Source organism: Nitrosophilus labii, assembly GCF_014466985.1.
GTDB classification, from domain to species: domain Bacteria; phylum Campylobacterota; class Campylobacteria; order Campylobacterales; family Nitratiruptoraceae; genus Nitrosophilus_A; species Nitrosophilus_A labii.
The window spans coordinates 851,829-863,595 of the sequence record NZ_AP022826.1 but is presented as its reverse complement, the minus strand read 5'-3'; the positions used below and the strand labels follow the sequence as shown (position 1 = coordinate 863,595).

The 11,767-nt window shown below is 32.9% G+C and carries 11 protein-coding genes and 2 tRNA genes; 4 read left to right on the top strand and 9 right to left on the bottom strand.

The genetic code is table 11. The features are described 5' to 3' along the window. The first annotated feature begins 53 nt into the window (after positions 1-53). The gene (lolA, locus tag NIL_RS04420; protein WP_187648396.1) at positions 54-569 is read left to right on the top strand and encodes a LolA-like outer membrane lipoprotein chaperone; all 516 of its coding nucleotides are present in this window, start codon (positions 54-56) and stop codon (positions 567-569) included. 26 nt (positions 570-595) lie between these two features. Here lolA and acnB read toward each other — a convergent pair whose 3' ends face one another. The 3 genes from acnB to NIL_RS04405 form a co-directional block, all read right to left on the bottom strand. Continuing rightward, the gene (gene acnB, locus NIL_RS04415; RefSeq protein WP_187648395.1) at positions 596-3,178 is read right to left on the bottom strand and encodes a bifunctional aconitate hydratase 2/2-methylisocitrate dehydratase; all 2,583 of its coding nucleotides are present in this window, start codon (positions 3,176-3,178) and stop codon (positions 596-598) included. A 134-nt stretch (positions 3,179-3,312) separates the two neighbouring features. Beyond that, positions 3,313-4,566, bottom strand: a complete 1,254-nt coding sequence (locus tag NIL_RS04410; protein ID WP_187648394.1) for an MgtC/SapB family protein — start codon at positions 4,564-4,566, stop codon at positions 3,313-3,315. Between the two features lie 8 nt (positions 4,567-4,574). Further along, entirely contained in the window at positions 4,575-6,755 is a 2,181-nt protein-coding gene (locus NIL_RS04405; protein WP_246434469.1) for a DNA translocase FtsK, read from the bottom strand. 311 nt (positions 6,756-7,066) lie between these two features. Here NIL_RS04405 and NIL_RS04400 point away from each other — a divergent pair, with 311 nt between their 5' ends. The 3 genes from NIL_RS04400 to NIL_RS04390 all read left to right on the top strand — a co-directional run bounded on the left by NIL_RS04400 (position 7,067) and on the right by NIL_RS04390 (position 7,609). Further along, positions 7,067-7,345, top strand: coding sequence for an HU family DNA-binding protein (locus tag NIL_RS04400; protein ID WP_187648393.1), 279 nt, complete (start codon positions 7,067-7,069; stop codon positions 7,343-7,345). Between the two features lie 91 nt (positions 7,346-7,436). Then, positions 7,437-7,523: transfer RNA gene (locus NIL_RS04395), tRNA-Leu, on the top strand. A gap of 11 nt (positions 7,524-7,534) precedes the next feature. Continuing rightward, positions 7,535-7,609 (top strand) — tRNA-Gly (locus NIL_RS04390). A 22-nt stretch (positions 7,610-7,631) separates the two neighbouring features. Here the strand turns inward: NIL_RS04390 and NIL_RS04385 are convergent. From NIL_RS04385 to NIL_RS04360, 6 genes are all read right to left on the bottom strand, one after another. Next, the gene (locus tag NIL_RS04385; RefSeq protein WP_187648392.1) at positions 7,632-8,096 is read right to left on the bottom strand and encodes a c-type cytochrome; all 465 of its coding nucleotides are present in this window, start codon (positions 8,094-8,096) and stop codon (positions 7,632-7,634) included. Between the two features lie 67 nt (positions 8,097-8,163). Further along, positions 8,164-8,772, bottom strand: coding sequence for a tetratricopeptide repeat protein (locus tag NIL_RS04380; RefSeq protein ID WP_187648391.1), 609 nt, complete (start codon positions 8,770-8,772; stop codon positions 8,164-8,166). Between the two features lie 8 nt (positions 8,773-8,780). Then, the gene (locus tag NIL_RS04375) at positions 8,781-9,671 is read right to left on the bottom strand and encodes a hypothetical protein (protein ID WP_187648390.1); all 891 of its coding nucleotides are present in this window, start codon (positions 9,669-9,671) and stop codon (positions 8,781-8,783) included. 13 nt (positions 9,672-9,684) lie between these two features. Beyond that, positions 9,685-10,104, bottom strand: coding sequence for a hypothetical protein (locus tag NIL_RS04370; protein ID WP_187648389.1), 420 nt, complete (start codon positions 10,102-10,104; stop codon positions 9,685-9,687). Between the two features lie 110 nt (positions 10,105-10,214). Further along, a complete protein-coding gene (locus tag NIL_RS04365; RefSeq protein WP_187648388.1) occupies positions 10,215-11,552 on the bottom strand; it encodes an urea transporter in 1,338 nt (445 codons plus the stop codon). Next, positions 11,533-11,760, bottom strand: coding sequence for an urea transporter (locus NIL_RS04360; RefSeq protein WP_281389215.1), 228 nt, complete (start codon positions 11,758-11,760; stop codon positions 11,533-11,535). Before NIL_RS04360 ends, NIL_RS04365 begins: the two co-directional genes overlap by 20 nt. Positions 11,761-11,767: the final 7 nt, after the last annotated feature.

The following is an 11,767-nucleotide window of genomic DNA, read 5'->3' as shown; positions in this document are numbered from 1 at the left end:
TTTTTTTATTTTCGATAAAATTAGATCAAAAATCAAAGAAAAAAGGGAAATAAATGAAGATTTATATAACACTTTTTTTTATTTTTACGCAACTTTTCGCTCAGATAGAGATAAACTCTTTCAAAAGCGAATTTATCCAAACGATAAAAGATAGCTCAAAAAAAAATATAAGCTACTACGGAAAAATCTATTTTAGAAAGCCTTTAAAAATTCTTTGGAGATACGAAAAACCCATAAAAAAAGATATTTATATAATAGGAGAAAAAGTTGTTATAGTAGAACCGGAACTAGAACAAGTCACAATATCGAAATATTCAGATGTTAACAATATCATAAACATATTAAAAGGCGCCCAAAAAATCACAAAAAATCTTTATAAAGCAAAATATAACGATCAAAAATTTTTAATATACTTAGATAATGAAGGGAATCTTAAAAAGATAAAATTCAAAGACAGGTTTGAAAAGGATGTGGAGATACTTTTTTTAAACCCGAAGCAAAATATCGATATAGAGGATAATATTTTTGAAATTGTTATTGATCCATCCTTTGATATCATATATAACTAATACTGCGGGTAAATACCCGCAGTAGCTTAAACATACTTGTGTACCATCTCCTCTAGAAGCTGTTCGTTCATCTGGTGGAAATTGAGGTAAGTGTAAACTTTATCCTCTTTTCCTGCAAGTTTTTTAGTAACAATTTCAACATACTCTTCTTTTGTAGGAATTCTTCCGAGAAGAGCAGTAACCGCTGCAAGTTCAGCACTTCCAAGATATACTTGAGCGCCTTTACCCATTCTGTTATCAAAGTTTCTTGTAGAAGTTGAGAACACTATCGCGTTATCTCTAACTCTTGCCTGGTTACCCATACATAAACTACATCCAGGAATCTCTGTTCTAGCTCCTGCCGCACCGAAAATTGAGTAATATCCCTCTTCTATAAGTTCTTCTTCATCCATTTTTGTCGGAGGAACAACCCAAAGTCTAACAGGAACTTGTCCTTCTCCTTTCAATATCTCTCCAAGCGCTCTATAGTGTCCTATGTTTGTCATACAGCTTCCAACAAACACCTCGTCAATATTGTGAGGTCTATTTGGATCTGCCAATACTTCACTAAGTGTAGCAACATCATCCGGATCATTAGGACAAGCTACGATTGGCTCTTTAATCTCATTTAGATCTATCTCGATAACAGCAGCATACTCTGCATTTTTATCGGCTTTCATAAGTTTTGGCTCTTTTAGCCACTCTTTCATAGCGTTCATTCTTCTCTCTAAAGTTCTTTTATCCTCATATCCTGCCTCTATCATCTTTTCAATCAATTTGATATTTGATTGAAGATACTCTATTACAGGCTCTTCATCTAATTCAACCGTACAAGCCGCAGCACTTCTTTCAGCACTAGCATCACTAAGCTCGAAAGCTTGCTCTACTTTTAAGAAAGGAAGACCCTCTATCTCTAAAACGCGTCCCGCAAATATATTTTTCTTACCCTTCTTCTCAACAGTCAAAAGTCCTTGTTTGATTGCAAAATATGGAATAGCATTAACAAGATCTCTTAAAGTAATTCCTGGCTGTAATTCACCTGAAAATCTAACCAAAACAGACTCAGGCATATTTAAAGGCATACTTCCTGTAACAGCTGCAAAAGCAACAAGTCCGGAACCTGCTGGGAAAGAGATACCTATAGGAAATCTTGTATGAGAGTCACCACCTGTTCCAACTGTGTCAGGAAGAACCATTCTATTTAACCAAGAGTGGATAACGCCATCGCCCGGTCTTAAACTAACTCCCCCTCTTGATGTGATAAATTCAGGTAATGTATGTTGAAGTTCTATATCGGCAGGTTTTGGATAAGCCGCTGTATGACAAAAACTTTGAAGAACAAAATCAGCACCGAAACTTAAAGCTGCCAACTCTTTAATCTCATCTCTTGTCATAGCTCCAGTTGTATCTTGAGAACCCACAGTTTTTGTCTCAGGCTCTATATACATTCCAGGTCTTACACCTTCCATACCACAAGCACGTCCTACCATCTTTTGAGCCAACGTATATCCAACGCCCTCTTTACCTTCTGGCTGTTCAGGTCTAGCAAAGATATTTTCCTCTTCCATTCCAAGGGCAGTTCTAGCTTTTCTTGTTAGTCCTCTTCCTATGATAAGTGGGATTCTACCTCCGGCTCTAAATTCATCAGGAAGGGTATTTGGTTTTAGTTTAAATTCACTAACTACTTCACCATTTTTTAGTATTTTTCCTTCATATGGTCTAATCTCTATTACATCGCCAGTTTCGAGATTGTCTACCGGAGCTTCAATAGGAAGTGCGCCTGAGTCTTCTGCGGTATTAAAGAAAATTGGAGCAATTATTCCACCAATTATTACGCCACCTGTTCTTTTGTTTGGCACATGTGGTATATCATCACCTATCCACCATTGAACTGAGTTGATTCCAGATTTTCTAGAACTTCCCGTTCCAACAACGTCCCCTACAAAAGCAACAGGAAGTCCAGTCTCTTCTTTTAATTTTTTTATAGTATCTTGAGCATCTGGCATTTTTGCTTTAAGCATTGATAAAGCATGTAGAGGAATATCACTTCTACTCCATGCTTCACTTGCAGGAGATAGATCGTCTGTATTTGTTTCACCCGGAACTTTAAAAACAACTACTTTTATAGATTCGGAAAGTTCAGGTCTATTTAGGAACCACTCTGCATTCGCCCAAGACTCAAGAACCTCTTTGGCAAATCTATTTGTTTTTGAAAGTTCAACAACATCATTAAAGGCATCATAAACAAGCAATGTCTTTTTCAAGGCTTCCGCCGCAGCACTAGCTACCTCTTCATCTTCATGGCTCAACGCTTCAACTAACGGATTTACATTGTAACCACCTAGCATAGTTCCCAAAATTTCTACCGCATGTTTTGGACTTATTGCAGCGGTCTTAGCATGTCCTCTAACAATATCTCTTAAAAATGCTGCTTTAACATAAGCCGCATCATCAACGCCAGGTGGAACTCTGTTTACTAGAAGATCCATCAAAAACTCTTCTTCAACAATAGGAACTTGTTTCAATAGCTCAATAACCTCCGCAACTTGCTTAGCTGTCAAAGGTTTTGGAGGTATTCCAAGTTTCGCTCTCTCAGCTGCTTCTTTTTTATACTCTTCGATAAAGCTCATACAATCTCCTTTTAAATTTAAGTAAATTTTCTAAAAATACCCTGTTATGATTTAAAATTCTACCTAATTAAAACCATAAGTATAATATATATGTTTCACAACGTAACATATAAAATTGTTTATGTGTAAAATGGTTACAAAATGAGCAAGAAAAGAACTGCAGCCATTGAAAGTAGGGAAACCGTAAAAAAACCAGCAATATATTTTCCTATAACTTTTCCTCCAAGATATATTACAATAAGCATTTTTGATAAAGAGTTTGACACAGATGCTAAGACAATAGCTATTGAAGCAGATTTTAAAGAAAATTCTCCTTTTGCACTCATATTTGCAATCGAAAGTGTTATAGCGTCAACATCAGTAAGACCGGATAAAATCGAAATAACATAAACTCCTGCATTTCCAAAATATTTCTCAACAATCGATATAGAACCAAAAATTATTCCAAATGCCAAACCAACCTTGATAGCCTCTTTTAATTCAAGCGGATTTTTAAACTCAACTTCGGCAGATGAAAGTTTAAAAGATGATTTTTTATATAATAAATAGAGATAGATATAACCAGAGAGTGTTGCAGCTAAAAAAGGATAAAAGACAAACTTTAATAGATTTTTGTCGACTATAGCTACCTCAATTATTACTCTAAAAAACATAGTACTTGAAGCCACACCTATAGTAACTGCCAAATACAAAGAAAGATCTTTATTTGCAACAGCTTTTTTTGATAAAGAGAGAGCAACAGCAGTTGATGAAACCAATCCTCCAAAAAAACCTGTAGCCAAAAGCCCTTTTTTAACACCTATAAATTTTACACTGATATATCCTAAAAAAGAGAGTCCTGATATCAACACAACCATTAACCAGATTTGATAAGGATTAAATATTCCAAAAGGATCAACTGCTTTTTTTGGTAAAACCGGTAAAATAACAAAAGTCATCAAAAAAAACAAAATTGCCAAAGAGAGATCTTTTCTAGTGATTTTCCCCTCTACTTCTTTAATTTTACTTTTTAATCCAAGCAAAAAAAGTATTAAAATAGCACTGTAAATCGCACTCTGTTTATCTTTAAAAAAGAGTAAAGCTCCCACTAAAAAAGTAGCAATAGCGGCAAACTCCGTTGTAGTACCAATATCTTTTGTTAAAACCACCGTTTTTGAATGGACATAAGTCAAAAATATAATTAAACCCAAAATTACTGAAGGCAAAATCCACTCTGTGTAGGTCGTTAGATATGCACAAAGATAACCGATAAGTGAAATAATTGCAAAAGTTCTAGCCCCTCCAAACTCTTGAGACTTTTCAAAATAGACTTGAATCTCTCTTTGCAGTCCTATCATAAAACCCAAAATTATAGCTATGGCAAGACCGCCAGCAAAATCTAAATCCATAAATAACCTTATATTATAATTTCTCTGTTCCCTTTTGAATTTGGAGGAGACAAAACACCAGTGTTTTCTAACTGTTCAACTATTCTTGCTGCCCGGTTATATCCAATTTGCAATCTTCTTTGAAGGTAGCTTATAGAAGTTTTCCTTTCTTTTAAAACAATCTCTTTTGCCTCTTCATAAAGTTCATCCAGCTCCTCATCTATTTCATTAGTATTTCCATTACTTCCTATCTCTTCTTTTAGAAATTTTTCATCATACTCAGGTTCTCTTTGTACTTTTAAAAATTCTACAATATTTTCTATCTCATTTTCACTGATCCAAGGTGCATGAAGTCTAATAAGGCCTGTAATTCCTGGAGGAGTAAACAACATATCCCCTCTGCCAAGAAGAGATTCGGCACCAAAAGTATCTAATATAACTTTAGAATCTATTTTTTGTCCAACTTTAAAACTTATACGTGATGGAAGATTTGCTTTGATAAGTCCTGTTACAACATCTACACTTGGTCTTTGTGTTGCTACTATTAGATGTATTCCCGAAGCTCTTGCCATCTGTGCAAGTCTTGCTATGGAGTATTCTACCTCTTTGCCGCTTGTCATCATCAAATCTGCAAGTTCATCAATAGTTACCACAATATAAGGCAAAGGTTCAAAACCCTCTTTTTTTGCCTTTTTATTGTAACTTTCAATATTTTTTGTTTTGGTTTTACTCATCAACTGATAGCGTCTCTCCATCTCTGCAACCATATTGTTTAAAGCAGTTATGGCCTGTTTTGATTTTGTTATCACAGGTGTCAATAGGTGAGGAATATCGTTATAAATAGAAAATTCGAGCATTTTAGGATCTATCAACATAAGTTTTAAGTTATCCGGAGAATTTCTATATAAAAGACTTACTATTATAGAGTTTATACCTACACTTTTCCCGCTACCAGTCGTTCCCGCAATAAGCAGATGTGGAAGTTTTTTTAGATCGGTTACAAAAGATTTTCCCACAATATCTTTTCCAAGGGCTATGGTCAAAGGAGAAGCCGCGTTTTTAAAAATGTCGCTCTCGAGAATTTCTCTAAGGTATATCGTCTCAATCTCTTTATTAGGGATCTCTATACCAACCACGTCTTTTCCAGGAACTGGGGCTTGAATCCTTATGGTTTTAGCTTTCAAAGCCATTGCTAAATCATCTTGAAGATTTAGTATCTTAGATACTTTTATATGGGGAGCAGGTTTAAATTCAAATGTTGTAACAACAGGACCAGTATATGTTCTAACTACATCCCCTTCTATTTTAAATTTAGCAAGCTTTTCAATAAGTTCTTTTATTTTTTTATCGATCTCCGCTTCATTGATACTACTTCTCTTTTTTTGAGGCTTTTCTAAAAAATCAAGTGTCGGTAGTTTGAAATTTTTAGGTTTTTCAAGACTCCCTTTTTCTACCGTTTCCAGAAGTTTTTTATTTTCTTCAAGCTCGTCAACTATCTCAGTTTTTACGATATCGGTTATTAAAGAGGGCTCTTTAAACGTATCAGTTTTACGTTCCTCTTCATCACTCTTAGTCTCTATAGTTTCACTATTATCTGCCTCTATAGGATTATTGGGTATAACTATTTTTTCATTTTTATTTACTTTTTTATCTTTGGATGAAACTTTTTCTACACTCTTAGTTTTTACTGTTTTTGGAAGCTCTCTTTCGAACCTAGAGGTAGTTTTTTTATATTTTGCAAAAAACTCCTCTACTCTTTTATCAAACAGCAAAATCAAAGATATGGAAAATGTTACAAACCAAAAAAGCCAAGCACCAGCAATCCCTATATACGGTTTTATTGATGAAACTATCAAGTTACCTATTTTGCCTTTGTAGAGATCATCAACAACTAAGGCTTGAAAAATCAAAAAAGAGAAAAGTAAGAGCAAATATGCTACAAGAGTCTCGAAACTTTTTTTATTAAAAATAGGTTTTTTGTATATCTTATATAAAGGATAAAGAAGTAAAAAAAGATATACAAAAGCGATATAGCCGAAATACTCTTTATTGGACAAAGAAAAAGCGTGTCCAAATTTACCAACATATTTAGGATCATCAATAATAGTGGAAAATCCGAGATATAAAAATATAACAGCTGTAATTATTAAAATAATATCTTTTAAAATGTTCTCTCCTTTAACCGATTTAAGAGTCCAATTATACAACAATTAATATAAACAAAATTCTAAATATGCATTTTTATTTATAAAATATATCCAAAGATATTAATTTTGATTTTTTTATATATTTTTTTTAATCTTATTTCAGATTTTAAAAAAAAAACTCACACTATTCAAAAAACAAAATCCCATTATTACCGATTTATAATTTTTAGTGATTTTTTGTTTTTTTAAAAGCTTTTATTAGTTTTTTTGCCTATTTTTCACACATTTTAGCAATTTTTTCAAAAAAAATGCTTGAATTTTTTAAAAAAAATCTGTACAATAGAAACGTAATAAATTTCTATAAAGGATGTGCAATGAAAAAAGCGGACTTTATCAATGCTGTTGCAGAGAAGACAGGGTTGTCTAAAAAAGACACTCAAAATGTAATAGATGCAGCTTTAGAGACAATCACTGAAGCACTAGCAAAAGGTGATGAAGTTGCATTTATAGGCTTTGGTACATTTACAACGGCTCAAAGAGCAGCAAGAGAAGCTAAAGTTCCTGGAACAAACAAAGTCGTAAAAGTCCCTGCAACAAGAGTAGTTAAATTTAAAGTAGGTAAAAAATTAAAAGAAGCAGTTGCAAACGCTTAATAACACCCTCCTCTTTCCAGCCTTCGGGCTGGATAAAACTCTCTATTAAAACTTATTTAAGTGTAAAGAGTATATAATTTCACTCGTTTTAGCCGAGGTGGTGAAACTGGTAGACACGCGAGACTCAAAATCTCGTGGGCTTTTGCCCGTGAGGGTTCGAGTCCCTCCCTCGGTACCACTATACTCCTTGCGGGAGTAGCTCAGGGGTAGAGCACAACCTTGCCAAGGTTGGGGTCGCGGGTTCGAATCCCGTCTCCCGCTCCATAAAAATTTCCTCTATTTTTTTCTACTGATTTGTGTTACTTTTTACATTACAATTGTTGTTTGAAGAATTTTTTGTAGCCTGTTTATTCATATTAGGATGCATAAACCCTTTAGGAGGATAATTATCATAAATATATTTTGCTATAGCCTTTAACTCATCTTTAGTAACTGTATCTTTCATAGAAGGCATCAAACCAAATCTTCTTATACTACCCGGCATACAAACAGCTTTTTTTAGTGAGGGATTCATTACATAATCTATAATAAAGTTAACCGCATCCTCTTTATTGCTGTAATTCTCTTTAACATGAAACATTACGCCCATTATTGGAGGAGCAACCATACTCCTTTTCTGTTTTATAGTTGGTATCGTAGCTATATGACATGACATACACTTCTCTTCAAATAACTTCTTCCCATCATAATTTTGTGAAGCAAACAGTAAAGCAGAACTCATTAATGCAACACAAACAAAAGTTTTTTTCATTATCACATCCTTTTTCTAAATTTTGGCTATCTAAAATAATACATTTACACTATTAACAAAACGTTAACTATCTAATCAAAGATTGAAAAAAGTTATACGCCGCAAAATTTTTTGGATCTAAAATCAGTATATCCTCATAAATCTTTTTAGCATTTTCTAAATTATCTGTTTTTTGATAAATTTTAGCTAAAAGCTCTAAAAAAGAGATATCAGTAGGATATAAAGAGAGCATTTTATAAGCTATTGCTTTGGCGTTTATAAAATCACTCTTTCCTATAAGAATTTTTACTAGATATAAATTGGCATAATAGTTATAATAATCAACTTTTAAAATATCGTTACATATTTTAAGGGCATCATCATATTTTTGCTGAAGTATATATATATTGATTATTCCAAGTCTTGGAGATATCGCACTTTTTGCGGCTATAGCGGCTTTTTTGTAATGATAGAGTGCATTTTTGTACTTTTTATCGAGATAATAGAGCCATCCCAATCTAAGATTTGGCGTATAAGCATCCGGATATTTTTGTATTACCGGCATTAACGATTTTATAGCATCTTCATAATCTCCCATCTTTTCATAATTATAGGAGTCGTAATAAGATTTTTTTATAATATCATCATAACTATATGAAAATATAGCCAAAATTGCAAATAAGATAATTTTTTTCATAAATCCCCCTAAAAGATATAGTTTAAAGATATGCCCGTAGCTAACACATTTGTATCTTCAGATGTTTCAGTGTCGGTAAATTTTTCATATGCCACATTAAAACTTATTCCTAAACTATTTTTTAGTTTATAATTTATTATGAATCCGCCTCCTCCTTTATGGATCTCGGCAAGATTATATACCGTAAATCCTCCGTTTCTAACGGCGTACGCCTGTTTACCTCCCCAAACGTATCCAGTAGTAGTAAATTTCCCATAATAGTTTGTAACTGAAAACTGAACAGAATGGTTGTTGTTTTCATAATCTTCAACCCGCTTAATAGTATGAGTATTATGTCCAACATTGCTATTGTTTACCGTTTCAACTATTTTATTCTCTTTAAACGTAATATAAAAGTATTGAAGATTTATATAAAAATCTCCTAATCTTTGAGTATGAAAATATTTACCAACCGATGGAGTCAATTGCCAAACGTTTAACTTTGGAGAAAAGTTTTTATATGTAGAGTAGTACCCCTCTACTCCTAAGTCGAAATTGTAAGTTTGATAATATTTTACCCCTCCAAAAAAGATCATTCCTTCATCGGTTAGGTAATCATCCGAGTCTATATAGTGAACACCTCCTTTTAATATATAATTTTCTATTCCGTAATTTGAATATACAAGCGAAAAATCGTTTTGACCAAAAGCCGGAGTATTATCTTGATAGTCTAGTTTTATATAACTATACTGAATATCTACTTGTTGCTCTAAAGTTTTTCCGTTTAGATGTATTCCGCCGTAAAAACCTTTATCCTTTACACTTTTATCTCCATAACTGATATAACCGGCAAAAGGCATTACCATATTTACTTCTTTTACTTCTGCAGCTACTAAAGATAGAGTTGTTAAGATTGACAAAATATAATTTTTTTCATTTTATTCTTCTGATTGTTATATTTTCAACCTTAATCCAGCTTAGACCTTGTACTTCGTCGATTTTTCCAAAACAGAGTATATTTTTTCCGTTTAAATTAATTTTTCCACTAATAATATCTCCCTCTTTCTCCCAGATACCTATATATAAAAACGGTTTATAACAAAAAGAGGATAAAAACATCAAAAGTTCCTTTTTAAATCCTCCAAAAACAACTCTTGGAGTTAACGTATCTTTCCAGTTGACTTTTTTATTATCGATAAGAGGAACTTTTGGAACAGCCATAAAAAACTTTTTTAGATAACTTTTATCGCTTCCTATATAATCATAAAAGTAGAATACTCCATAATCTTTAGCAAAAAAGAGTCGGTTTTTCTTCTCATCTTCAAAGAAAAACTTCCCGCTAAATCTATCCATTCCTACTTTAATACTAAATTTATCGATTTTTTTATCATTTTTTAAAACTTCATAATAATAGAGTGAATCTAAAACAAAACTAAATCTATTATCTAAAGATTTATCTGCACTTAAACTGGATATTTTTTCATCTTTTTCGGTCTTTCGTAAAAAAAGAGTCTATCATTTTTACTATATGCAACAAAATTAAAAGGAACGGTTTTCGACCCCAGATAAGAACTCTCTTGAACTTGAATATGAATATGAGGTTCAGGTGAATAACCGCTGTTACCACATAGTGCAATAATCTGTCCTGCTTCGACAAAATCGCCTTTTTTAATACGTAATGAGTTTTGGGCTAGGTGAGATATCTCTACATAAACACCATTACTCGTCGATAAAATTATATAGTTTCCCCAGTTATTGATATTATCCACTTCTCCTATCGGATTATCTTTATGATACGATACGGCTTCAACTACATATCCACTAACAGGAGACAAAACAGGTTTTTTGAATGCGTAATAATCCTCAAGATAGTTTCCACTATTTTTGTAGCTTTTACCTTCATCGTCTCTTATAACAAAATCGTAAGCGTATCTCCATCTACCCTGATGAGTCCATATATCGTCAAAAGCTTGATACACGCTCCATGTCCCGGAAAACGGCAAAAATATACTAACTTCGTTTGATCTGAATCTAAAAAGACTCATAAGATAGTAACTTAAACTGTTTTCGGGGGTTCTTTTTATGATATATGCAAACTCTTTATATTTAACAAGACGCAATACGAACAAAAAACTTATAACTGTAAAATTAAAAGGCAAAGTAAAAACTGGTATTTTATAAAGCGTCCAAAAAATTGCAGTTGAGTCCACTAATAATACTGAAATCCCCACACCAAGCATTGCCATCAAATAACTTCTAATGCCAGGTACCAAAAATATAGAGCCTAAAGCAATGGCAACCAAAACATAGTTAAATCCGTAGGGATTTAACAAAGAAGCTATAAACGAACCGCTTAGCAACGAATGGATATAAACTCCAAAATAGTATCCCGCAACCGCTAAAATTGCCATTATTCTAGAATGAAAAAGAATGAAAACAAAAAAGAGTACTCCAACCCAAAAGTTCGGCAAAAAAAGAATAGTCCCTATAGATTTAAAAAAAGAGTCTATCCAAACTGGTATATAAAAATAGACGCTTAAAAGTTCAGGATGATTATAAAGAGTCTCTAAAAAAAGGTTGGAGTAATTAAGCAACGCCAGATAGACAATAGAACTAACTATTGCAAAAGGAAGTGATAATATAGGAATGAGATAGGTCGAAAAAAGAGTATGCAAAACTATGGTAACCAAAAAGGTTAAAACAGAAGCCACAGCTATTAAAAAAACGGTTACCAATGAAAGCTTAAACAAAAAACCTATGCTCATTCCTACAAGCAAAGGATTATAGATATAAAATTCCACTTTCTAAAAATTCAGGGTCCATTCTGATATAAGCTGCAAAAATAAGAACAAAAATCACTCCCAAAAGACCGCTTATAGCTATGTTAGGATTTATAAACGTTACGATTAAAAGCAAAATACCTATTTTTTTATTTTCTATAAACAGGACTTCTGCATATGCGGCTAAAATAGAGTTGATATAAGATTTAAAACTTTTAAAACCCGCCATATCAATC

What these genes read in the sequence shown, in the direction of transcription:
- lolA (WP_187648396.1), top strand. Translation starts at nt 54, where the DNA reads ATGAAGATTTATATAACACTTTTTTTTATTTTTACGCAACTTTTCGCT.
- acnB (WP_187648395.1), bottom strand. Translation starts at nt 3,178, where the DNA reads ATGAGCTTTATCGAAGAGTATAAAAAAGAAGCAGCTGAGAGAGCGAAA.
- NIL_RS04410 (WP_187648394.1), bottom strand. Translation starts at nt 4,566, where the DNA reads ATGGATTTAGATTTTGCTGGCGGTCTTGCCATAGCTATAATTTTGGGT.
- NIL_RS04400 (WP_187648393.1), top strand. Translation starts at nt 7,067, where the DNA reads ATGAAAAAAGCGGACTTTATCAATGCTGTTGCAGAGAAGACAGGGTTG.
- NIL_RS04385 (WP_187648392.1), bottom strand. Translation starts at nt 8,096, where the DNA reads ATGAAAAAAACTTTTGTTTGTGTTGCATTAATGAGTTCTGCTTTACTG.
- NIL_RS04380 (WP_187648391.1), bottom strand. Translation starts at nt 8,772, where the DNA reads ATGAAAAAAATTATCTTATTTGCAATTTTGGCTATATTTTCATATAGT.
- NIL_RS04370 (WP_187648389.1), bottom strand. Translation starts at nt 10,104, where the DNA reads ATGGATAGATTTAGCGGGAAGTTTTTCTTTGAAGATGAGAAGAAAAAC.
- NIL_RS04360 (WP_281389215.1), bottom strand. Translation starts at nt 11,760, where the DNA reads ATGGCGGGTTTTAAAAGTTTTAAATCTTATATCAACTCTATTTTAGCC.